The following is a 23,067-nucleotide window of genomic DNA, read 5'->3' on the forward strand; positions in this document are numbered from 1 at the left end:
CCTGCTCATGAATGCGTTGACGCTGCCGGATATCGCCGCGCAGTCATCCCGGCAAGCCTTGCCCCTCGAGTGGGTGGGCATGTGCGGCATTGCCCTGCCCGTCTCGATTGACGGCCACCGTCTCAGCGCCAAGGCCGACGCGGGTGTCAGCCTCGACGATGGCGAAGCGCGGGGCATTCATATGTCACGTCTGTACCTGGCCCTGGAACAACTGGAACAGGAAGACCTGACGCCCGCGCTGATACGAGAAGTATTGCAGCAATTTCTCGACAGCCACGACGGACTTTCCAACAACGCCTACCTACGCATCCATAGCGATCTGCTGCTCAAACGCCCGGCGTTGGTCAGTCCGCTGGCCGGCTGGAAAACCTATCCAGTCAGTGTCTTGGCCGAACTGAAAAACGGAGTGTTCCACGTGGAACTAAAAATTGACGTGGCCTACTCCTCAACCTGCCCGTGCTCGGCCGCCCTCGCCCGGCAGTTGATCCAACAGCAATTCATCACCGACTTCGCCGACAAGCCCCTGGAGCACAGTGACGTTCTCAGCTGGCTCGGCGGACCGCAAGGCGTCGTCGCCACACCTCACAGTCAGCGCAGCATTGCACAATTGCATATTCATTTAGATGAAAAAACGTATCGGTTTCCCTTCGAGGCCCTGATCGACGACGCCGAGGCCGCCCTCGGCACTGCCGTGCAGACCGCGGTGAAACGTGCGGACGAACAGGCCTTCGCCCTCGCCAACGGCCAGAACCTGATGTTCTGCGAAGACGCCGCGCGGCGCCTCAACCTGGTGCTCAAGCGCTCGGAGGCGGTCAGCGGCTTCCACTTGCGGGTGGTCCACGCCGAAAGCCTGCATGCCCATGACGCCGTGGCTGAAAGCCGCTGGAACTGGAGGCAGGCATGATCCGTTGCCAAGGCCTGCGCTGGGGCGCCCCGGGCCAGCCCCTCACTCCTGCCGTGGATTTCGAACTCGCCGCCGGCAGCCTGACCGCTGTGATCGGTGCCAACGGCACCGGCAAAAGCAGCCTGTTGAAAGTCATCGCCGGGCTGCAGAAACCACTGTCCGGCAAAGTGCATCTGGATGTTCCACGGCGCGGCAGCCTGTCGTTCCTGCCGCAGCAACAGCATCTGGACCGGCAATTCCCCATCAGCCTGCAAGAGCTGGTGGCCGCCGGCTTCTGGGGCATCAAGCAAACGCCACAACAACGTAGCGAACGCCTGCAAGCCGTGCTCGAAGACTGGCACCTCGGCGGCCTGGAACATCGTCCGCTGATGGCCTTGTCCGGCGGTGAATTGCAGCGCGCCCTGCTCGCCCGCATGAGCCTGGCCTCGGCGCCGGTCCTGCTGCTCGACGAACCCCATGCCGCCCTCGACGAAGATGGCCAGGCGCTGCTGTGGAAACATATCCACGCCTGGCACGCCGAAGGTCGCACCCTGGTGGTGGTCTGCCATGACCTCGCCGCCGTGCGCCAGCACATCCCCAACGCCTTGCAGATCAAGAGCAGCGGTTGCGTCCTGGCGCCCAGCACCGAGCTGATCCGCCAACAACCCATTACGCAGGTAGCCTGATGTTGATGTTCACCAGCCACCTGTTGCAACCGTTCCAGGATTTCGTGTTCATGCGCCGGGCATTGATCGGTGGGCTGGTCCTGGCCTGCAGTACCGCGCCACTCGGGGTGTTCCTGATTCTGCGGCGCATGAGCCTGATCGGTGACGCGGTGGCCCACGGTATTCTGCCGGGCGCCGCCATCGGCTTCTGGATCGCCGGCCTGAGCCTGCCGGCCCTGACCCTCGGCGGCCTTGGCGCCGGCATGGGCATGGCCGGGCTCTCGGCCTGGATCACCCGCCGCACCGGCCTGCGCGAAGACGCCAGCCTGGCGGCGATCTACCCGATCTCCCTGGCCAGCGGCGTGCTGATCCTCGGCATCGCCGGCAAACGCCTGGACCTGCTGCACCTGCTGTTCGGCTCGGCCCTGGCGGTGGACGGTCCAACCCTGACCGGGATGCTCTGGGTCTGCGGCATCAGCCTGGTGGTGATGGCGCTGATCTATCGCCCGCTGCTGCTGGACACCCTCGACCCGCTGTTCCTGCAAACCGTCAGCCGCCTCGGTCCCCTCGCCCATGGGGTGTTCCTGACCCTGGTGGTGCTGAACCTGGTGATCGGTTTCCAGGCCATCGGCGCGCTGATGGTGGTCGGCCTGATGATGCTGCCGGCGATCGCCTCGCGCTTCTGGAGCCGCAACCTGCCGGTGCTGATGCTGATCGCCGCGCTGATCGGCTGTGTCTCGGTCACCCTCGGATTACTGCTGTCGTTCTACTACTCGCTGCCCAGCGGCCCGGCCATTGTGCTGGTGGCAGGCGGCTTTTATCTGCTGTCCGTGGTCTTCGGTCCGGTGCACGGTTTGCTGCGCCGCCCGCCCTTGCTTACATCCCAATGAGGTCTTATCCGATGCGCGCTTTACTCGTGCTGTTCAGCTCCGTGCTGGCCTTGTCACTGAACCTGTCCACCGCCCAGGCCGCGGACAAACTCCCGGTGGTCGCCAGCTTCAGTATCCTGCGAGATATCACCCAGCAGATCGGCGGCGACCATATCGCGGTCATCGGCATGGTCGGCCCGGACGCCGATGCCCACACCTACGAACCGACGCCGGATGACGCCAAGGCCCTGCTCAACGCCAAGCTGATCGTCAAGAACGGCCTGGGCTTCGAGCCGTGGCTCGACCGTCTGGTGACCAGCACCGAGACCAAGGCACCGGTGGTCACCGCCAGCAAGGGCGTGATCTCCCACACCATGGTCGACGACGGCGAAACCATTCCCGACCCGCACGCCTGGCACAACCTGGCCAACGCCGAAATCTATGTGAACAACATCACCAAGGCACTGATCAAGGTCGACCCGGCGAACAAGGACGACTACACCCGCAACAGCCAGGCCTACCTGAAAGTGATCCACAGCCTGTTGGCCGAAGCCAAGGTCAAGCTCGGCAACCTGCCGGCCGGCAACCGTCGCATCGTCACCTCCCATGACGCCTTCGGTTACCTGGGCCAGGCCTACGGCATCCAGTTCATGGCGCCACAGGGCCTGTCCACCGAACGTGAGCCGTCCGCCGCCGAAGTTGCCGCGCTGATCACCCAGATCCGCAAGGACAAGGTCAAGGCCGTGTTCATGGAAAACATCAAGGACGCCCGCCTGCTGCAGCAGATTGCCGACGAAAGCGGCGCGCAGATCGGCGGCACCCTGTATTCCGACGCCCTCGCCGCCGAAGGTCCGGCCAGCACCTTTACCGGCCTGTTCGAATACAACATGAACACCCTGCACGCGGCACTGAGCAAATGACCGCGCGGCCGCCCTTGTCGATGCTCGATCTGGAGAGCGCCGCCCTGGGTAGCCGCTGGCCTCTCGCGGCGGTGCTCGATGCACTGCCGTGGAACGAGGACGGACTGATCGCCGCGATCACCCAGCAACACGACAGCGGCGAAGTGCTGATGCTGGCCTGGATGAACCGCCAGGCCCTCGGCGAAACCCTCGAGAGCCGCCAGGTCTGCTACTGGTCGCGCTCACGCCAGCGCCTGTGGCGCAAGGGCGAAACCTCCGGGCACCGCCAGCACCTGATCGAGGCGCGCCTGGATTGCGATGGCGACGCGGTGCTGCTGCGGGTCGACCAGCAAGGCCCGGCCTGCCACACCGGGCGTCCCAATTGTTTCTACAACGCGATTCGTGACGGCGAGGTGCACGTCATCAGCGCCCCTCAGGAGAACGCTTCATGATCCGCAAGAATCCTTCCGGCCACCTGCCCGTGATCGCCGAGTCCGCTTACGTGGACAAGACGGCAATCATCTGCGGCAAGGTGGTGATCGGTGAAAACGTCTTTGTCGGCCCCTACGCGGTGATCCGCGCCGACGAAGTCAACGCCCAAGGCGAGATGGACCCCATCATCATCGGCGCCAATTCGAATATCCAGGACGGCGTGGTGATCCACTCCAAATCCGGCGCGGCGGTGACCATCGGCGAGTTCACCTCCATCGCCCACCGCTCCATCGTCCATGGTCCCTGCACCGTCGGCGACCGGGTGTTTATCGGCTTCAACAGCGTGCTGTTCAACTGCGCGGTGGGTGACGGCAGCGTGGTCCGGCACAACTCTGTGGTGGATGGTCGCGACCTGCCGCCGGACTTCTATGTGCCCTCCACCACCCGCATCGGCCCGGGCACCGACCTGTCGCAATTCCCGCCGGTAAGCGTCAGCGCCTCGGAGTTTTCCGAAGACGTGGCACGGACCAACGTTGATCTGGTGCGCGGCTACAAGGCCCTGCAAAACGAGTTCTGAACATGAGCAGCCTGCTGATCCGCAACGCCCGCGTGGTGAACGAGGGGCGTGAATTCGACGCCGATATCCGGGTCATCAATGGCCGGATCGAGACCCTCGCCACCCAGATCCACAACGCCAGCGCCGACCTGGAAATCGACGCCGCGGGCCAATGGCTGCTCCCAGGGATGATCGACGACCAGGTGCATTTCCGCGATCCCGGCGCGCCGGCCAAGGGCAGTCTCTACAGCGAGTCGCGGGCAGCGGTGGTCGGCGGTATCACCAGCTATATGGACATGCCCAACACCCAGCCGGCGACCCTGACCCTCGAAGCCCTGGCCGACAAGCAACGCAAGGCCGCACAGCACTCGGTGGCCAACTACGGCTTTCACTTCGGGGTCAGCAACGACAACCTCGATACCATCGCCGCCCTCGATCCGACCGGCGTGGCCGGGGTCAAGGTGTTCATGGGCGCGTCCACCGGCAATATGCTGGTGGACGATCCGCGAGTGCTGGAGAGACTGTTCGCCGAAGTGCCGACGATCCTCCTCGCCCACTGCGAACACACGCCGACCATCAAGGCCCGCGAGGAAAACCTGCGGGAGCTGTTCGGCGGTGCCATTCCCGCCGACGCGCACCCGTTGATCCGCAATGCCGAGGCCTGCTATCGCTCGTCGTCAATGGCGGTGGACCTGGCCCGACGCCATGGCACGCGCCTGCACGTGCTGCACCTGACCACCGAGCGCGAACTTTCGCTGTTCGAGAACAAGCCGCTGAGTGAAAAACACATCAGCGCCGAGGTCTGCCTGCATCACTTGCTGTTCGACGACCGCGACTACCCGCGCCTGGGCAACCTGATCAAATGCAATCCGGCCATCAAGCACCAGTCGGATCGCGATGCCCTGCGCGAAGCCTTGCTGAGCAACCGCCTGGATGTGATCGGCAGCGATCACGCGCCGCATACCTGGGAAGAAAAACAACGGCCCTACAGCGAGGCGCCGTCCGGCTTGCCGCTGGTCCAGCATGCGCTGCCGGCCCTGATGGAGCTGGTGGCCGCGCGGGTCCTGCCGTTGACCACCCTGGTGGAAAAGACCAGCCATCGGGTCGCCGACCTGTTCGCCATTCCCGACCGCGGCTACCTGCGCGAAGGCTACTGGGCCGACCTTGTGCTGATAAACCGTGAACCGCTGTCGCGGCCGGTGAGCGCCGAGCCGCTCCTCTCGAAATGTGGCTGGACGCCCTTCGTCGAGCGGCGCTTTCGCCATTGGGTCAGCACCACGGTGGTGTCCGGCCAGGTGGCCTGGCATGCCGGGAAAATCCACGACACCTGCCAGGGCCAGCCCCTGCGCTTTCTCCGTTAATCCGTTCCAGCGCCCGACCGACCAAGGACAGCACCGATGATCCGCATTACCCTCCCCGACGGCTCGCAACGCGAGTACGACCAACCGCTGACGGTGTTCGAAGTGGCCGCCAGCATCGGCAGCGGCCTGGCCAAGGCGGCTGTGGCCGGTCGGGTCGACGGCGTCCTGGTGGACTGCGGCACCTTGATCGAACAGGACGCGGCCGTGAGCATCGTCACCCCACGGGACACCGAGGGACTGGAGATTCTGCGGCACTCCTGCGCGCACTTGCTGGCCATGGCGGTGAAACAGTTGTACCCCTCGGCCCAGGTCACCATCGGGCCGGTGATCGAAGACGGCTTCTTCTACGATTTCGCCTATGAGCGCGCCTTCACGCCCAAGGACCTGGAACTGATCGAAGCGCGCATGCAGACCCTGGCCGCGACCAATCATTCGGTGCGGCGCCGTGAGTTACCGCGCGATGAAGCCATCGCCAGCTTCGAAGAACGCGGCGAACACTACAAGGCCGAGTTGATTCGCGCGATCCCGGAAGGTGAAGTGCTGTCGCTGTATCGCCAGGACGATTTCGAAGACCTGTGTCGCGGTCCCCATGTGCCGTCGACCGGGCTGTTGCAAGCCTTCAAGCTGACCAAGGTGGCGGGCGCCTATTGGCGCGGCGATGCCAACAACGCGCCGCTGCAACGGATCTACGGCACCTGCTGGGCCAACGCCAAGGATCTCAAGGCCTATCTCACCCGCCTCGAAGAAGCCGGCAAGCGCGATCACCGCAAGCTCGGCGCGCAACTGGACCTGTTCCATTTCGACGACTGCGCGCCGGGCTCGGTGTTCTGGCACGCCAAGGGCTGGACCCTGTTCCAGCAACTGATCGGCTATATGCGCAAGCGCCAGGAACAGGCCGGCTATATCGAGGTGAATACCCCGGATGTAATGGATCGCGGACTGTGGGAAACCTCCGGGCATTGGCAGAACTACCGCGACCATATGTTCACCACCACCACCGAGGATGAGCGGGTGTTCGCCCTCAAGCCGATGAACTGCCCCGGTGCGGTGTCGATCTTCGGCCACGGGCTCAAGAGCTATCGCGACCTGCCGCTGCGCATCGCCGAGTTCGGCAAGGTCCATCGCTACGAACCGTCCGGAGCCTTGCACGGCCTGTTGCGGGTACGCCATTTCACCCAGGACGATGCACATATCTTCTGCACCCCGGCGCAGATGCAGGCCGAATGCGAGACGGCGATTGCCCTGGTGTTCGATATCTACAGCGAGTTCGGCTTCGACGATATCGTGGTGAAGCTCTCCACGCGCCCGGCCAACCGGATCGGCAGCGACGATACCTGGGACCAGTTGGAAGGCGCGCTGATCGGTGCCCTCGGGCAGATGGGCATCGAATACCGGATCAATCCCGGCGAAGGAGCGTTCTATGGGCCGAAGCTGGAGTTCGTGCTGCGTGATGCCATCGGTCGCGACTGGCAGTGCGGCACCTTGCAGGTCGATCTCAACCTGCCGGAACGCTTCGACATTGGCTATATCAGCGAAAGTGGCGAGCGCCAACGGCCGGTGATGCTGCACCGGGCGCTGTTCGGTTCACTGGAGCGATTTATCGGCATTCTGATCGAGCATTACAGCGGCGCGCTGCCGGTCTGGCTGGCGCCGTTGCAGGCGGTGGTGCTGAACATCAGCGAGGGCCAGGCCGAATATGCCCGGGATGTCGCCGAGGGCTTGAAGATCCGCGGCCTGAGGGCCAGCGCGGATCTGCGCAACGAGAAGGTCGGCTACAAGATCCGCGAGCACAGCCTGCAGAAAGTGCCGTACCTGCTGGTGGTGGGCGAGAAGGAAAAGGCCGCCGGGCAGGTCAGCCTGCGCAGTCGGCAGGGTGAAGACCTGGGGGTCATGAGCCTGGAGGCGGCGTTTCAGCGGCTGACCTCATGACCCCGGGACGTTGATCAGGTACGCGGTTTCACCGGCCCGCAATCCTGTCCCATCCACACCGCCCGGGTTTCCATGCTGCCGTTCTGCTGGATGCCGGTGGCATTGAAAGTCCCGCTGACCTTGGTGCTGAACTCGCGGTCACTGACAAAATGCGCCACGCCGCTGCCCTGGGCCTTCGGACAGCTGAAACGGAATTTCCAATCCGGGCCGTTGCGCTCGGTGACCTGCTGCTGGCAACCCGATTGCGGATCGGTCAGCGGAATCGACTCGGACGCCACCTGTTGCGGCGTCAGGCACACTCGCACGCCCTCACCGCCCAGGTTGACCCCCTGCTTCTCCAGCGCCGCGCGCTGCTCCGGGGTGGTGTTCTGTTTCAGCATACCCATCAGCATGCCGACATCCAGCTGTTGGTTCTCGACCTGCACATTGCTGGAGGTCAGCTCCCACAAGCCCGGTTGCAGCACCTGCGCCTGGGCAACGGGAATCATTGAGCCAAGGACAAGGGCCAGGCCCGGCAGACGAAGGTTCATCAAGTAGCTCCTAGAGAATGGGGTCCATGTTGGACGTCAGAATCATGCGAGGGTTGCGTCAAGAATTAAATAGCGACAATAACCCCGGAACATGGTCTGTTAGAGATTGAAGACGCCTGAGCAGGAGCGCCCATGGATTTTTTTGGCCCACACCTTTTCGCCTACCTGATTGCCCTTATCCATTCCCTTGGCCTGATCGCCGCCATCCATGCCGTATTGACCGTGCGCACCGCCCAGGGCGCGATTGCCTGGGCCCTGTCGCTGATGTTCATCCCGTACCTGACGCTGATTCCCTACCTGGTCTTCGGCCGCAGCAGCTTCGACGCCTACATCAAGGCCCGGCGCCAGGCCAACGTGGAAATGCGCAAGGCCATCGCCGATCTGAACTGGCGCCCCTGGGTCGAAGAGGCCCTGGCCGCGCGCAGTTCCCAGGCCTATGCCTCGCTGCGGGCGATGCCGAAACTGGGGCGCATGCCATGCCTGGCGAACAACCAGGTGCAACTGCTGATCAATGGCGACGCAACCTTCGAGGCGATTTTCCAGGCCATCGACCAGGCCCACGAAGCAGTGCTGGTGCAATTTTTCATTATCCATGACGACCAGCTAGGCCGACGGTTGCAGAAAAAGCTCCTGGAAAAGGCCGCCGAAGGGGTGGCGGTCTACGTGCTCTACGACCGTATCGGCAGCCATGCCCTGCCCCACACCTACGTCGAGGCCCTGCGCGAGGGCGGTGTGCAGATCCGCGCGTTCGCCACCCGCAGCGGTTGGTTGAACCGTTTCCAGGTGAATTTCCGCAATCATCGCAAGGTGGTGGTGGTCGACGGGCTGGTCGGTTTTGTTGGCGGGCATAACGTCGGCGACGAGTACCTGGGGGCCAAACCACCGCTGTCGCCCTGGCGCGACACCCATGTGCAGGTGAGCGGACCGGTGGTTGCCTGCTTGCAGGAGTCATTCGCCGAAGACTGGTTCTGGGCCTCGCGCAAACTCCCGCCGCTGATCCTGCCGGAGTCCTACCCGGACGGCGGTGTGCTCTGCCAGTTGCTCGCCAGCGGCCCGGCCGACCCGGTGGAGACCTGTTCGCTGTTCTTCGTCGAAGCCATTCATGCGGCCCGGGAACGGGTCTGGATCACCAGCCCCTACTTCATCCCCGACGAAGCGGTGTTCGCCGCCTTGCGCCTGGCGGTGCTGCGCGGCGTGGATGTGCGCCTGCTGCTGCCGTCACGCCCGGACCACCGCATCGTCTACGCCGCCTCCAGCCTCTACGCTTTCGAAGCCGTGCGCGCCGGCGTGCGGGTGTTCCGCTACCGCCCCGGTTTCCTGCATCAGAAGGTGGTGCTGGTGGACAACGAAATCAGCGCCATCGGCAGTGCGAACCTGGACAACCGCTCGTTCCGGCTGAATTTCGAAGTGATGTTACTGACCGTGGACGAAGCCTTCGCCCGGAAAGTGGAACAGATGCTCGAGCAGGACTTTGCCCTGGCCCATGAAGTGGCCAAGGACGAAAGCCGCAAAACCCATCGCCTGCAACAGCTCGGCATGCGGGTCGCACGCTTGATCTCGCCGATCCTCTAGAGAGGAACCTCGGCGCAGGCGCCGCCCAAGGCCGCGCCTGCGCGGGGGTCAGCGATAAAGATCGTCGCGGGTCCAGGGCAGGTTGTGGCTGCCGTCGGAGAAGGCTTTTACCGCCAGGATCTGGTGCAGGTTGATCCAGCCCTTTTCAAAGGCGTAGGCGCAACCGGCCAGGTACAGCCGCCAGATCCGCAGGGCTCGTTCCGGCACCTCGCGCCCCGCCGCCTCCAGATTGTTTTCCAGACGCTGGCTCCACTGCTCCAGGGTCCGCGCGTAGTGCAGGCGCAGGCTCTCCACGTCGACCACTTCCAGACCGGCCTCGCTGATTTCAGCAGAGATCATCGACAGATGTGGCAACTCGCCATTGGGGAACACATAACGATCGATAAAGTCGCCGGCACCGCGTCCCACCGGGCGTCCGTCGGTGTGCTTGGCGGTAATGCCATGGTTCATCACCAGGCCGCCTTCGCGCACGGCACCGAACAGGACCTCGCAGTACTGCTTGAGGTTGGCGTGGCCGACATGTTCGAACATGCCGACGCTGACCACCTTGTCGAAGCGACCGTCCTGGGGCAGGTCACGGTAATCGAGCAGTTGCAGGTCGACCTTGTCCTGCAGACCTTCGGCGGCCACCCGCTCCCTCGCCAATGCCAACTGTTCCTTGCTCAGGGTGATCCCGAATACCTTGACCCCGAACTCCCGCGCCGCATAACGCGCCAGCCCGCCCCAACCGCAGCCGACATCCAGCAGGTACTCGCCCGGTTGCAGGCGCAGCTTGCGGCACAGGTGGCGGAACTTGGCTTGCTGGGCTTCTTCGAGGGTCGCGTCGGCGCTTTCGAAGTAGGCGCAGGAATAGACCATCTCGCGGTCCAGCCAGAGCTGGTAGAAGGCGTTGGAGAGGTCGTAGTGGTAGGAGATGGAAGCGGCGTCGGTGGCCTTGTCGTGGGCCAGGCGCGGCGGCGGGTTGTCCCCTTCATCCTCCAGCAGCGCCTGGCTCAACTCGTCGCAGACCCGCACGACTTCGCTGATCGGTCCTTCGAGTTCCAGCTTGCCTTCAACGAAGGCGCTGCCCAGCAAATCCAGCGTGGGATGGGTGAATTGCGCGACCAGTTGTGGGTCCTTCACAACGATGGTGACACTGGGCGTCGGCCCGAGATTGATTTCGTGGCCGTCCCAGAGTCTCAGGCGAAGCGGTAGCTGAAGATTCTGTAAGGCCGGTGGAAGTTGCGCGAGCATGAGTTATCCCCCTTGTTTCAGACGTCTGAATTAAGGGTAGCGCATTCACGGGATCTGTCAGCCTATCGAGATAATAGACTCGAACTATGGGTTTTGCCCGACACCGTTTCACGGGAAGAATGGCAGCGTCAAAGCCTGTGGCGTTGAGCAACCAGGCCGTCGCTCACCCATTGCTTGAGCCAGCTGACCGCCTGCAAAGGCGCCCCCTCTCCCAGGCTGGCCGCCAGCTCGGCGCACAATTCGGCGAAACTCCAACCGGCATTCACCATGCCGTCCAGGGCCTGAACTTCCGCCGGTTCCAGGCTGCGATAGTGGCAGACCAGGTCGGCACGCCAGACCAGGCAGACCTGGGGTTGTTCCAGTTCGAGGCTGTCGGGAAACTCCGTTTCGGCCTTCACCGCCCGCCACATCGCCAGGCTGTTGAACCGACCACTGAGCCATTGCACGCTGGGCAGCAACTCCAGTTGCAACGACGGCCAGGCCTCGGCCGGCAGGCCGGCCATGGCCGCGAGGGTCAGGGGCTCGCCCGGCACGGCATCGAAGGCCAGGGTAAAGGCCCACTCCAGGCGAATCAGTTCCGCCAGGGGCGCGCTCTGCTCCGGCACCAGATGACGCAGGGCAAACGCCTCGAAGCCGGCACCGAGCCAGCGCAGGCTGTAATGGGACGATGGGCATTCGCGCAGATAGGCCGCGGTCAGCCCATCGAACTCCTCGTCACCCAGCCAGTTCCACACCGTGGGAAAGTCGCTGCGCAGGGTTTCCTGCAAACGGGCGCGGTAAGCGTTGTGGTAAATCGCCAGGCCGGTTTCGACATCCAGGCTCGGCCCGCCGATCAGGCTGGCGCCCAAGGCGTCACCGGCCACGGCGTTTTCCCCGAGCAGGTAACGTTCAAAAGCCAGCTGCCAGTCATTCAGGCGCATAACGACCTCCGGGCCAGGGCGGTAGCGCCCAACTCACGGGCCTTGTCCAGCTCGTCCACCAGTTCACCCAGTGGCGGGAAATGATCGTCGCGCTCCAGCAGGGTCGCCACCGGTCCCAGGTGTTCGAGGGTCCGCTGATAGAGCTCCCAGACCGGATCGCAGACCGGATGATCATGGGTATCGATCACGTAGTCGCCATAGTCCTCATGCCCGGCCAGGTGCAATTGGCGGATCTTGCCTGCCGGCAGGCCGTGGATAAAAGTCCAGGGATCGAAACCGTGATTGCGCCCGCTGACATAGACATTGTTCACGTCCAGCAACAGCTCGCAGTCGCTCAGGCGACTGAGGGCTTCAAGAAACTCCCACTCGGAAAATTCATCGGAAGCAGCCCGCACGTAACTGGAGACATTCTCCAGCACCAGCGGCTGCTGCAGCACGTCCTGCACCTGGCGGACACGTCCCGCAACGTAATACAGGCTTTCTTCGGTGTAGGGCAGCGGCAGCAGGTCATGCAACTGATGGGCGTTGCCGCGGCTCCAGCACAGGTGGTCGGAAATCCACGCGGGATTGACCCGCCCGGCCAGCTGCTTGAGTTGTTTGAGGTAGTTCATATCCAGCTCATGGGGCCCGCCGATGGACAGCGACACGCCATGCATCACCAGCGGATAGCGCTCGGCGATGGCATCCAGGTAGTAGAGCGCCTTGCCGCCCTGGACCAGGTAATTCTCGGAAACGATCTCGAACCAGTCCACCGCGGGCAACTGCTCGAGGATTTCCTGGTGATAGTGACTGCGCAAACCCAGGCCATAACCCAGGCAGGGACGGGAAACGGACATACTGGACTCCTCGCTGAAGTGTCCGCAGCGGCGTCAGGGGCCGACCGCTGCGGGAGCACTCGGGCGTCGTTTATTCGCCGATTTTGCCACCGGCTTTTTCACAGGCCGACTTGGTCATGGCCTTGAAGCCCTGGCCTTTGCAGGAACCCATGCCTTTGCAAGCGTGATCCTTGGTCTTGCAGTCGTTCTGGCCTTTGCAGGCGTTGACACCATAGCAGTGAACCTGGGCATCGGCGGCCGACGCCTGGGTGACGACACCAGCAAACATGGTGGCGGCGGCGAGAGCGAGAGCGGCACCAGCAGCGGCGGTTTTGATCGACATGGTTTTTATCCTCGAAAATGCGTTAGGGGTATCGGTCCGAACGGAATGTTCAGTCTCGACATGGCAGTAGAGAGCGGTCGCCGCCAGCCGTTACAGCCCCTTGCAAATTTTTTTGAAAATAATCCTCGACGCCCTCATCGACCGGCCGCTCCTGCCAGGGATGACCTGCAGAAGTATTGCGTTACTACATAACAGAAACTCCCTAACAAGTAATAATTAAAGCATTACCCGAACAGTGTAACCCGTATATCAATTAACCCAACAACACGGAAAACACTGACATTAATTTATCTGCAATCCCACTGTTCGAAACAACCAGAAAAATTACCACCGGTTAACCGGCTACTCGTGTAACAAAATTCAACATCTGCGTGACTTGATTGGTATCCTGGCAATGACTAACATCCTTCTGACTTTAAATACCTCTATCGGTTCATTAAAAAATTCGTAACTTTCCGTATTGAAAAGCGTTCGCCAAGGGTTCCGCGCCACGCCTAACCCCTTGAATAGACGGCTCGATACCCAAAACCCTTATTGACCCTCGTACGCTCACCAACGCCACGAGGCCAGATAACTTATAACTATATGCCTCACCCTTAAAACACTTGACACCCTTTGTGCGCGCTGCCGACTAATAACATGCCCAACACTCGGCGCGCACACTTGAGCGACGGAGCCGCCATGAGCCATACCTTGAGTGAATACCATTATTTTCAACGCCCGCTGGGGATGACCCCAAGTGCGGAGACTTCCAGTTGCCTGACCATCAATCAACCCGGTTCGCCCCTGGGCCTGAGCAACCTGCTGGACTTGATCAGCCATGAGATCAGCCGCGAAGACAATCAACAGATTCACCGGCTCACCTTCAAAAGCGGTCAGACACTCTGCATAAAGGCCGACTCGCAACTGACCACCGTCCGTGGCCGGAGGATCAATTTTCACGCCGAGTCGACGTACCCCTACACCACCTTTCTGGAAGATCCGGCTCGAACCGGCGGCAGCAAGCCCTCCAGGTAATGCCTTGACCAATGTTGCGTACAAGGACAATATTATGATCATAATATTTTATGACACCTGCCTTTGTCCTTCTTCCTCAACGCGGTGTCTCCCAGGAGAACAGTCATGAGCAGCTACGACGTCGTCATCATCGGAGGCGGACCCGGGGGCTACAACGCCGCCATTCGCGCCGGCCAGCTGGGTTTGAAGGTCGCCTGCGTGGAGGGCCGCGCGACCCTCGGCGGAACCTGCCTGAACGTCGGCTGCATGCCGTCCAAGGCCCTGCTCCACGCGTCCGAGCTCTATGAGGCGGCCGTGGGCAGCGAGTTCGCCAACCTCGGGATCGAGGTCACGCCCAGCCTCAACCTCGCGCAGATGATGAAACAGAAAGACCAGAGCGTGGCCGGGCTGACCCAGGGTATCGAATACCTGTTTCGCAAGAACAAGGTCGAGTGGATCAAGGGCTGGGGGCGGATCGCCGGCCCTGGCAAGGTGCTGGTCAGTGCCGCCGACGGCAGTGAAACCACCTTACAGGCCAAGGATATCGTGATCGCCACCGGCTCCGAGCCGATGCCGCTGCCGGGTGTCGAAATCGACAACCAACGCATCCTCGACTCCACCGGCGCGCTGTCGTTGCCGGAGGTGCCCAAACATCTGGTGGTGATCGGCGCCGGGGTTATCGGCCTGGAACTGGGCTCGGTGTGGCGGCGGCTCGGTAGCCAGGTCACGGTGGTGGAATACCTGGACCGGATCTGCCCCGGCGTCGACCTGGAAGCCGGCAAGACCTTGCAGCGCTCGTTGAGCAAACAAGGCATCAACTTCCTGCTCGGCTCCAAGGTCACCAGCGCCACCCGCTCCGCGACCGGCGTACAGTTGCGCGTGGAACCGGCGGCCGGTGGCGAAGCGCAGTTGATCGAGGCCGATTACGTGCTGGTGGCCATCGGCCGTCGCCCCTTCACCCAAGGGCTTGGGCTGGAAAACGTGGGGCTGTCCACCGACAAGCGCGGCATGCTGACCAACCAGGGCCACCGCACCGAAGCCGCGGGCGTCTGGGTGATTGGCGACGTCACCAGCGGCCCGATGCTCGCCCACAAGGCCGAAGACGAGGCCATGGCCTGCATCGAGCAGATCGTCGGCAAGGCCGGCGAGGTCAATTACGCGCTGATCCCCAGTGTGATCTACACCCGGCCGGAACTGGCCAGTGTCGGCAAGACCGAAGAACAGCTCAAGGCCGAGGGCCGCGCCTACAAGGTCGGGAAATTCCCCTTCAGCGCCAATAGCCGGGCCAAGATCAACCACGAGACCGAGGGTTTCGCCAAGGTCCTGGCCGACGAGCACACCGATGAGATCCTTGGCGTGCATCTGGTGGGCCCGAGTGTCAGCGAGATGATCGGCGAATACTGCGTGGCCATGGAGTTTTCCGCCTCGGCCGAAGATATCGCCCTCACCTGCCATCCGCACCCGACCCGCTCGGAAGCCCTGCGCCAGGCGGCGATGAACGTCGAAGGCCTGGCCACGCAGATCTGAGTCAGTCGGGCAGATGATCCAACGGCAGCGGTCCGGGCGCCTTCACCGCCTGGATCGCAAAGTTGCTGCGGATATCACGTACACCGGGCAGGCGCAGTAGTTGACCATTGAGGAAGCGTTCATAAGCCCGCAGGTCGGGCACCACCACTTGCAGCAGGAAGTCCGACTCGCCGGACACCAGGAATGCCGAGATCACCTGGGGCAAGGCCATGACCGCCAGGCGAAAGGCCTCGGCTTCGGCCTCGTGGTGCCGCTCGACCTTGACCCCGACGAACACCGTCAGACCCAGCCCGACTTCATCGCGGTCCAGGTTCACCTGATAGCCGCGAATCACCCCCGCCTCCTCGAGCATGCGAACCCGACGCAGGCACGGTGACGCCGAGAGGCCGATTTCGGCGGCCAGTTCGACATTGCTCAGGCGCCCGTCCCGTTGCAAAGCCGCGAGGATTTTACGGTCGTAGGCATCGAGTTTTATTTTTGGCATATCCGACTACCCGCTTCGACTGTATTGGCAGAAAGTACCAAGTCTAAGCCTTTCACGGGTTGAATACGCAAGCACCTGCCCTGGCCTTCCGGCATAGAATTTTCTCCGGTTATCCCTTCTTGGAGAAACAGCACGATGCTCCTCTACCTGTTCGCACTGGCGATGGTTTATCTGCTTCCCGGCCCCGACATGATCCTCCTGCTGCAAACCGGCGCCCGCCATGGCCGCAGCCAGGCCCTGACCACCGCCCTCGGCCTGGGCATCGCCCGCGCCTGCCATGTGGCGCTGGCGGCCCTGGGCCTCGCGGCGCTGTTCAAGGCAGCGCCGTGGACCTTCGATATCGTACGCCTGGCAGGTGCCGCCTATCTGTTGTGGATCGGCCTGCGCATGCTGCGGCCCGGGTCGCTGGCGTTGCTGAACGCGGATCACCAGGGTACCCAACAAACCTTGAGCTGGCGCGGCGCCCTGCAACAAGGACTGCTCACCAATCTGCTGAACCCCAAGGCGTTGCTGTTCTGTTCGGTGCTGCTGCCGCAATTTATCGACGCCCATGCCGGCCCGGTGGCCGCGCAGTTCCTCGGACTCGGCGTAACCCTGGTGGCGGTCGGGCTGCTATTCGATAGCTGTTACGCCCTGGCCGGTGCCTGGATCGGCCAATGGCTCGATAAGAGCCCACGGGCGCAACGCCTGCAGCAATGGCTGTTCGGCGGCCTGTTGATCGGTTTTGCCGTCCGATTGGCGTTTATCCAGCAAGCCTGAGGCCGTTGTGCAAAAGAAACGCCGTTAGCAGGTGAGCCGACGGCGTTTTTCTTATACATTTTGCCTCCTACTCCCACGGACAAGTGTTCCAACCATGACCAGCACGCTCGATCGTCTTATCGCCGGCACGCCAATTCTCTACGCGGGTAACCGGGTTTCCCCGGTGCCGCCGGAATTGGCCGAGCGTTTCCAGCCGGGCGATCATCTGCTGGTGGACCAGGCCAGCGGCGAACTGCTGCTGATTCCCCATGCCGTGCAACAGATCGCGACCCAGGCCATCGACACTGCACAAACTGCGTTCACCGCACTGGCCCAAGTCTCGGACGAGGCCATCAGCCAGTTCTTCGACCTGTTTGCCCAACATCTGGAAGCACCGGTTTCCTGGGCATTGATCGAGGCCGCGAACCAGGCCGATATCGCCCAGGCCAAGGCCCGTGGGCGCTCCACCACCCGTCTGCTGGCAAGCGAGGCCATGCGTCGCGACATGATTGCCGGGCTACGGGCCTGGCGTGATGCGCCGCTGATTCGCGGTCGGGTCCGTGAGTCCGTGGAACATGAAGGTTGGAAGGTTGAGCAAGTCGTCGCACCCCTGGGCGTCGTGGCATTTGTCTTTGAAGGTCGGCCGAATGTGTTTGCCGATGCTGCCGGCGTTCTGCGTACGGGTAATACCGCCGTGCTGCGGATCGGCAGCGATGCCCTCGGCACGGCCCAGGCGATTGTTCGCCATGCACTCAATCCGGCGCTGCACGAAGCCGGTTTGCCGGCGGGTGCGGTGTCCCTGGTGGAAAGCAGCGATCGGGCAGCAGGCTGGGCGATGTTCGCCGACCGCCGCCTGTCCCTGGCGGTGGCCCGGGGTTCGGGCCATGCCGTAAAGCAGCTTGGCGGAATCGCCCAGCAGGCCGGCACTGTGGTCAGTCTGCACGGCACCGGCGGCGCCTGGCTGGTGGCCCATCAGGACGCGGACGCCAAGCGCTTTGCCGAAGTGGTGCGCAACTCCCTGGATCGCAAGGTCTGCAACACGCTTAATGTCTGTGTGATTCATCGCCAGCGCGCAGCCGAACTGGTGCCGTTGTTCCTTGAGGCGCTGAAGGCTGCCGGCGAAGCGCGCGGCCAGCGGTGCAAGCTGCATATCGTCAGCGGCGATGAAAGCGTGCTGCCGGCCGAGTGGTTGCACGCGCGGGTGCAGGTCCAGCGTGCCGAAGGGTATGAGGAAGAAGCACAAACCGAGTCGTTGCCCGAAGACCAACTGGGCCGCGAATGGGAGTGGGAAGAGACGCCGGAAGTCAGCCTGAAAATCGTCGACGACCTGGATCAGGCGGTTGCCCTGTTCAATCGCTACAGCCCGCAGTTCACCGTATCGCTGATCAGCGCCGACCGTGGCGCCCACGATTACTTCTACAACAGCATCAACGCCCCCTTTGTCGGCGATGGCTTCACTCGCTGGGTCGATGGCCAGTACGCGCTGAACAAGCCGGAACTGGGGCTTTCGAACTGGGAGAACGGGCGCTTGTTTGCCCGTGGGGCGATCCTCTCCGGGGATGGAGTGTTTACCTTGCGCAGTCGGATGAGCCAGATCGATACCAGCCTGCGACGCTGAAAGCCGTTACAGATCCAACACCAGCGGTTCCGTGCTTTGCGCCGGAATCGCGCAACAAATCAGCACCCGCCCCTCGCCCGGCAACTCCGCGGGCGGCTGTGGATAATGTACCTGCCCGCTGATCAAGCGAGTGCTACAGGTTCCACAGGATCCGCCCCGGCAACTGAATTCCGGCTGCAGGCCACGGCTTTCCGCCAAGACCAGCAGGCTCTCACCTTCCGGCCGCCAACGCGCCTCCTTGCCCGAACGATAGAACACCACCGGCACCGACTGCGTAGCCGCCGGCGGCTGCTCGATTTGCGGTACACCCGGATCCTGGCGACGGTGCAACGTCGACGGGCCAAATGTCTCCGCATGAATACGCTCATCGCGGATATCCATATCCCGCAGTTGATCGTACAGCCCCTGGGTAAAGCCACCCGGGCCGCACAGGACAAAATCCACCGAGTCATAGTCATCAATAGTCAGCACGGCCTTCAACACCTCGACATCCAGTCGGCCTTTCAGATGGTAATCCTCACCCGGCACTGCCTCAGGCTCCGGTTGACTCAGCAGGCGCACCACCTGAACCGTATCGCCCGCACGTTCCATCAGTTCATCCAGCTCGGCCCGAAACGGCAGCTCCGCCAACGACCGGGCACTGTGGAACAAAACCGTGGGCCGCATCCGCCGGGTACGCTTGCCCTGATACACCACCTCCCGCAACATCGATAACAGAGGTGTAATCCCCACCCCCGCCGCCAGTAATACCAGCGGACGCTGCTCATGGGTCGCCACAGTGAAATGGCCCTGCGGCGCGCGCGCCTCAAGCACATCACCGACCTTGAGCTGGTCATGCACATGGGACGACACCCGCCCGTCGCGTTTGACGCTGATTCGGCAGAACGCATCCGAAGGAGCGCCCGACAGACTGTAGGTACGAATCTGCGTCTGCCCGCCCAGATCGAAACGCAGCGGCAGATGCTGCCCGGCCTGAAACACCGGCAACCCCGCCCCGTCCGTCGGTTCAAGGCACAGCGAACGAATGTTGCTGCTTTCCTCGACAATCCGGCTGATCCGCAAAGGCCGCCAAGCGTTGCCCAGTGCTTCGGCTTGCAAGCGCGCAGCCGCCTGATCCCAATTGCCGGTCATCAGGCTGTTGGGTGAAAAGCCCTCGAACTTCCAGCGCAAGGTCGAAGCCGCCGGACGCCGCACACAATGTTCCACGTGGAACGTCCACAAACGCTCGGCGCCCTGAAAGGCTTTCACCAGCGGTCCGTCGAGGATAACTTCGGTGCGCCCACTGAGCTGCAGCAGGTCACCCGTATTGAAATCGATAAACAACAGGCCCGCATGGGGATTGATCAGCAGATTGCCCAGGGTGTTGAAGTGCAGGTTACCGGCGAAGTCCGGGATGGTCAGGCAGTCGCCCTCGACCCGGACAAAGCCGCTTTGCCCGCCGCGATGGGAGACATCCACGGAGCGAGCGCCGTCGATATCCACATAACTGGCGACAAAGAACGTATCGGCGGCATGGATCATTGCCGCTGCCTCGGCGTCCAGTCCGTGGGAACGATGAACGACTTGCGTGGCCGGGTCCGGCGCGGGCACCCGTTCGAACTGACGCAACTGGATGTACTGCGGACAGTTACCGAAGGCATGTTCCACAGACACGCTCAGGGTTTTTCCAGTCAGCGCCGCCACACGCCCATTGATACGGTTGCGTCGCCGGGTATGCAGCTCCATTCCCAGCAAGCCGATGGCCGCGCCGGCTCGCAACGCTGAATAGGTCGGGTCCGCAACCTGTGGAAAACTCGCCACCTGCAACAACCTGGGATCGGGAGAAAAGGCAAAGCCCGGCTCGCCCTCAAACAGGCTCGCCCAGGGATTGCCCTGATCGTCGACGGTGCCGAACAGCAGGAACGGCAACTGGCGATAAAAGTCACGATGCTGGTCCGGCATGTAGTCACGGATCACCCTCGGACCGAGTTCAGCCATCCGTTCGGCGACACCGACCTGGGTCTGCATCTGCAGTTCACCGACGTGCCAGGGTGATGCGCTGGATGTGTTCATCGCGACTCTCCACGGGAAACCCTCCCGACCGAAGTGACCGGGAGGTTTCATCGATCTCAGGCGGTCTGCAATCCGGCGACGGTACGCGGCATCGGCACAAAGCCCGGCAAGGCTTCGATCCGCGCCAACCAGGCCCGAACATTGGGGTAGTCCGCCAGCGAGACATTGCCTTCCGGCGCATGGGCGATATAGCTGTAGCCGGCGACATCGGCGATGGTCGGTGTGTCACCCACCAGATAGGACGACTGGTTCAGCTCATGCTCGATGACCTTGAGCAAGCCATGGGAACGGCTGATCGCGTCCTCGGCGTCAAAGGGTGCACCGAAGACCGTGATCAACCGGGCCCGGGCCGGACCGAAGGCAATCGGCCCCGCCGCTACCGACAGCCAGCGTTGCACCTGGGCGGCACCAACCGGATCGGTGGGCAGCCAGCGGCCTTGCCCATACTTGAGTGCCAGGTACACCAGAATCGCCGCGGAGTCGGCGAGGACCAGGCCTTGATCATCGATGACCGGCACCTGGCCGAAGGCATTCAGGGCCAGGTATTCCGGGGTCTTATGGGCACCGCTGGGCAGGTCCACATGAATCAGTTCCACCGGCAGGCCGAGCAGGGACAACATCAGTTCGGCGCGATGGGCGTGGCCGGAGCGGGAAAAGTTGTAGAGCTTGATGGGGGTCTGGGACATGGCGGGATTCCACGGGGGGCGGAAGCGCAACCCGGGATGGTTCGCGCTGATGGAGTGATCTTGCTCCTTCAGCGAAAACAACAGAATCACCAGAAACGGCAATCCATTCTTTCAAAAACTGAAATACTCATCCGCCTCTCAGGTTTGGATGTTCACGCAAGGCCGCGACCATGAAATCGACAAAGCTGCGCACCCGTACGGAGACCGTGCGGCCCCCTTGATACACCACATGGATTGGCAGCGGCGGAAACTCGAAATCTTCCAGCACGATTTCCAGCTCACCGGCCGCCAGCTTGTCCGCGACTTGATAAGACAGCACCCGGGTCAGACCAAGGCCCAGGCAGGCGGCATGGATCGCCGCCCGATTCGCCGTCAGTGCCAATCGTGGTTCCAGGCGAATGCTCAAGGGTTTATCGCCCTCGAGGAATTGCCAACTCCTGACCTGCGAAGCCGAGGCGGCCATGACGATCTGCGCCTGGCGCAACTCGTCCGGATGTTGGGGGCGACCCTGTTTATCCAGATAGGCCGGTGAAGCGCAGACCACCCGGCGGACCTGCCCTACCCTGATGGCGTGGTAACCGCTGTCGGGCAGCTCGCCAATCCGCACCGCGACATCGATCCCATCCTCGACCATGGGTACCACGCGGTCCAGCAGCAGCGCGTTGATATCCACCGCCGGATACTGCGCCAGGTAACGTACCATCACCGGCGTGACGTATAACTCACCGAACAGCACCGGCGCGGTCATGGTCAGTTGGCCGCTAGGACGGGCGTGACTGTCGGCGGCCGAGGCCTCGGCTTCCTCCATGGCGGCGAGGATGCGTCGGCAGTCTTCCAGATAACGCTGCCCGGGTTCGGTCAGGTGCACGTTGCGCGTGGTACGCACGAGCAACTGGGCGCCGATGCGTTTTTCCAGCGCCGCCACCGCCCGGGTAACGCTTGGTGCCGAGAGACTCAGTCGTCGCGCCGCCGCCGCGAAGCCTTGCTCCTGGGCGACGGCAATAAACACCTGCATTTCCTGGAATCTGTCCATGGGTTGGCTACTCGCTACTCCGGAGGATCGCGCTGACTATGCAGGCAGCTCGGATAGGAATGCCAACAGCGCATCGTTCACAAATGTCGGGTTTTCGATGCTGGAGATATGCCCGGCCTCCGGTATCCCGATGTACTGGCAACCGATCAACTCGGCCATCTCCCGAGCCTCGCTCGGTGGCCGTGGCTTGTCCTGCTCGCCGCACATCACCAGGGTGCTTGCGGCATCCAGGCCCGCCAGCGCGGCCAGGCGATCATCACGACCGAAGATCAGCCGTCCCAGCGGGACGACGCTGTCACGCAAGCGCTCGCTCGAATAAGTCGTCAGGGAGGTACGAAACGCCTGGTAGTACGGCAGTTGCGGATCGATACCCGCCCTGAAGAAAATCGGCGTGATTGCATCGAGCAAAGGCGGCGGAATACTGCCGGCGTCCTCGATCATCTTCAGCATCGAGAAATAATATTGCTGGGTCGGTGCAGGTTCTTCGCCGGCATAGGTATCCATCAACACCAGGCCACGGACGCGCTCGGGCGCTGCCAGGGCCAGGCGCGCGCCCCACATGCCGCCGACCGACAGGCCGACCAGGGTGAAACGCTGAACTTCCAAGTGATCCAGCAAGGCCAGCACCTGATTCGCCAGATCGTCGAGGCTACGAGTGTTCTCCGGCAGCTGTCCGGACTGCCCATGGCCCCAGAGCTCCGGCACTATCACTCGGTAGTGTTGCGAGAGTGCCGCGATCTGCGGTGCCCACATGCCGCTGTCCCACAGGTAGCTGGAGCCCAGCACCACCACCTCACCCGCGCCCTGGTCGAGGAAGTGCAGCGGTTGTCCATCGATCGTCACAAACGGCATTGAATTATCCTTCGCTAATGGATGAAACAACGAGTGCCCAGGCCCCCTGCACTCGGAATCAAGAGATCGGACAG

The 23,067-nt window shown here is 62.7% G+C and carries 23 protein-coding genes; 13 read left to right on the forward strand and 10 right to left on the reverse strand.

Annotated elements, in window-relative coordinates:
- Positions 1 to 7 precede the first annotated feature (7 nt).
- Genes folE2 through thrS form a run of 8 tightly spaced genes read left to right on the forward strand, consistent with a single transcriptional unit; the run spans position 8 to position 7,594 of the window.
- Positions 8 to 904: a GTP cyclohydrolase FolE2 gene (gene folE2 / locus M5B42_RS21670; protein WP_248746951.1), complete on the forward strand. Its 897-nt coding sequence runs from the start codon at positions 8 to 10 to the stop codon at positions 902 to 904.
- A complete protein-coding gene (locus tag M5B42_RS21675; protein ID WP_100939870.1) occupies positions 901 to 1,569 on the forward strand; it encodes an ATP-binding cassette domain-containing protein in 669 nt (222 codons plus the stop codon). The genes folE2 and M5B42_RS21675 overlap by 4 nt, the downstream gene beginning before the upstream one ends.
- 2 nt (positions 1,570 to 1,571) lie before the next feature.
- Positions 1,572 to 2,438, forward strand: coding sequence for a metal ABC transporter permease (locus tag M5B42_RS21680; RefSeq protein WP_248746975.1), 867 nt, complete (start codon positions 1,572 to 1,574; stop codon positions 2,436 to 2,438).
- An 11-nt stretch (positions 2,439 to 2,449) separates the two neighbouring features.
- On the forward strand, positions 2,450 to 3,337 hold the full coding sequence (locus M5B42_RS21685) for a metal ABC transporter substrate-binding protein (protein WP_103497136.1): 888 nt from the start codon (positions 2,450 to 2,452) through the stop codon (positions 3,335 to 3,337).
- A complete protein-coding gene (gene hisI, locus M5B42_RS21690) occupies positions 3,334 to 3,768 on the forward strand; it encodes a phosphoribosyl-AMP cyclohydrolase (protein ID WP_177104080.1) in 435 nt (144 codons plus the stop codon). Before M5B42_RS21685 ends, hisI begins: the two co-directional genes overlap by 4 nt.
- Positions 3,765 to 4,325, forward strand: coding sequence for a carbonate dehydratase (locus M5B42_RS21695; protein ID WP_248746952.1), 561 nt, complete (start codon positions 3,765 to 3,767; stop codon positions 4,323 to 4,325). The genes hisI and M5B42_RS21695 overlap by 4 nt, the downstream gene beginning before the upstream one ends.
- Positions 4,326 to 4,327: 2 nt before the next feature.
- The gene (locus M5B42_RS21700) at positions 4,328 to 5,665 is read left to right on the forward strand and encodes a dihydroorotase (RefSeq protein WP_248746953.1); all 1,338 of its coding nucleotides are present in this window, start codon (positions 4,328 to 4,330) and stop codon (positions 5,663 to 5,665) included.
- 36 nt (positions 5,666 to 5,701) lie between these two features.
- The gene (gene thrS, locus M5B42_RS21705) at positions 5,702 to 7,594 is read left to right on the forward strand and encodes a threonine--tRNA ligase (protein WP_248746954.1); all 1,893 of its coding nucleotides are present in this window, start codon (positions 5,702 to 5,704) and stop codon (positions 7,592 to 7,594) included.
- Positions 7,595 to 7,608: 14 nt separating this feature from the next.
- On the opposite strand, the gene M5B42_RS21710 is transcribed toward thrS, so the two are convergent.
- Positions 7,609 to 8,124, reverse strand: a complete 516-nt coding sequence (locus tag M5B42_RS21710; protein ID WP_152736597.1) for a DUF3617 domain-containing protein — start codon at positions 8,122 to 8,124, stop codon at positions 7,609 to 7,611.
- A 132-nt stretch (positions 8,125 to 8,256) separates the two neighbouring features.
- Here M5B42_RS21710 and cls point away from each other — a divergent pair, with 132 nt between their 5' ends.
- A complete protein-coding gene (gene cls / locus M5B42_RS21715) occupies positions 8,257 to 9,696 on the forward strand; it encodes a cardiolipin synthase (protein WP_248746955.1) in 1,440 nt (479 codons plus the stop codon).
- A gap of 48 nt (positions 9,697 to 9,744) precedes the next feature.
- On the opposite strand, the gene cfaB is transcribed toward cls, so the two are convergent.
- The 4 genes from cfaB to M5B42_RS21735 all read right to left on the reverse strand — a co-directional run bounded on the left by cfaB (position 9,745) and on the right by M5B42_RS21735 (position 13,007).
- Complete coding sequence (cfaB, locus tag M5B42_RS21720) at positions 9,745 to 10,929, reverse strand: C17 cyclopropane fatty acid synthase CfaB (RefSeq protein WP_177104076.1); 1,185 nt, start codon at positions 10,927 to 10,929, stop codon at positions 9,745 to 9,747.
- 128 nt (positions 10,930 to 11,057) lie between these two features.
- Positions 11,058 to 11,849, reverse strand: coding sequence for a DNA-binding domain-containing protein (locus tag M5B42_RS21725; RefSeq protein WP_248746956.1), 792 nt, complete (start codon positions 11,847 to 11,849; stop codon positions 11,058 to 11,060).
- On the reverse strand, positions 11,840 to 12,685 hold the full coding sequence (locus tag M5B42_RS21730) for a DUF692 domain-containing protein (RefSeq protein ID WP_248746957.1): 846 nt from the start codon (positions 12,683 to 12,685) through the stop codon (positions 11,840 to 11,842). The genes M5B42_RS21725 and M5B42_RS21730 overlap by 10 nt, the downstream gene beginning before the upstream one ends.
- A 70-nt stretch (positions 12,686 to 12,755) precedes the next feature.
- Positions 12,756 to 13,007: a hypothetical protein gene (locus M5B42_RS21735; RefSeq protein WP_103497147.1), complete on the reverse strand. Its 252-nt coding sequence runs from the start codon at positions 13,005 to 13,007 to the stop codon at positions 12,756 to 12,758.
- Positions 13,008 to 13,688: 681 nt separating this feature from the next.
- Between M5B42_RS21735 and M5B42_RS21740 the strand changes: the two genes are divergently transcribed.
- A complete protein-coding gene (locus M5B42_RS21740; protein ID WP_177104072.1) occupies positions 13,689 to 14,024 on the forward strand; it encodes a hypothetical protein in 336 nt (111 codons plus the stop codon).
- Positions 14,025 to 14,129: 105 nt separating this feature from the next.
- Positions 14,130 to 15,530, forward strand: a complete 1,401-nt coding sequence (lpdA, locus tag M5B42_RS21745) for a dihydrolipoyl dehydrogenase (protein WP_248746958.1) — start codon at positions 14,130 to 14,132, stop codon at positions 15,528 to 15,530.
- Position 15,531: 1 nt separating this feature from the next.
- Here the strand turns inward: lpdA and M5B42_RS21750 are convergent, their stop codons facing one another.
- On the reverse strand, positions 15,532 to 16,005 hold the full coding sequence (locus M5B42_RS21750) for an Lrp/AsnC family transcriptional regulator (RefSeq protein WP_178129708.1): 474 nt from the start codon (positions 16,003 to 16,005) through the stop codon (positions 15,532 to 15,534).
- A gap of 144 nt (positions 16,006 to 16,149) precedes the next feature.
- On the opposite strand from M5B42_RS21750, the gene M5B42_RS21755 reads away from it, so the two are divergent.
- Positions 16,150 to 16,773 carry a LysE family translocator gene (locus M5B42_RS21755; RefSeq protein ID WP_103497150.1) on the forward strand — a complete coding sequence of 208 codons (624 nt, stop codon included), beginning with the start codon at positions 16,150 to 16,152 and terminating at the stop codon, positions 16,771 to 16,773.
- Between the two features lie 94 nt (positions 16,774 to 16,867).
- A complete protein-coding gene (locus M5B42_RS21760; RefSeq protein ID WP_248746959.1) occupies positions 16,868 to 18,370 on the forward strand; it encodes an aldehyde dehydrogenase family protein in 1,503 nt (500 codons plus the stop codon).
- Between the two features lie 6 nt (positions 18,371 to 18,376).
- Here the strand turns inward: M5B42_RS21760 and M5B42_RS21765 are convergent, their stop codons facing one another.
- The 4 genes from M5B42_RS21765 to M5B42_RS21780 all read right to left on the reverse strand — a co-directional run bounded on the left by M5B42_RS21765 (position 18,377) and on the right by M5B42_RS21780 (position 22,993).
- Positions 18,377 to 20,422: a pyridoxamine 5'-phosphate oxidase family protein gene (locus tag M5B42_RS21765; RefSeq protein ID WP_248746960.1), complete on the reverse strand. Its 2,046-nt coding sequence runs from the start codon at positions 20,420 to 20,422 to the stop codon at positions 18,377 to 18,379.
- 56 nt (positions 20,423 to 20,478) lie between these two features.
- Entirely contained in the window at positions 20,479 to 21,108 is a 630-nt protein-coding gene (locus M5B42_RS21770; protein ID WP_248746961.1) for a glutathione S-transferase, read from the reverse strand.
- 127 nt (positions 21,109 to 21,235) lie between these two features.
- A complete protein-coding gene (locus M5B42_RS21775; RefSeq protein ID WP_248746962.1) occupies positions 21,236 to 22,141 on the reverse strand; it encodes a LysR family transcriptional regulator in 906 nt (301 codons plus the stop codon).
- A gap of 36 nt (positions 22,142 to 22,177) precedes the next feature.
- Entirely contained in the window at positions 22,178 to 22,993 is an 816-nt protein-coding gene (locus M5B42_RS21780) for an alpha/beta fold hydrolase (protein WP_248746963.1), read from the reverse strand.
- Positions 22,994 to 23,067 lie beyond the last annotated feature (74 nt).

The organism is Pseudomonas sp. MWU12-2037 (genome assembly GCF_023242345.1).
GTDB classification, from domain to species: Bacteria; Pseudomonadota; Gammaproteobacteria; order Pseudomonadales; family Pseudomonadaceae; genus Aquipseudomonas; species Aquipseudomonas gingeri_D.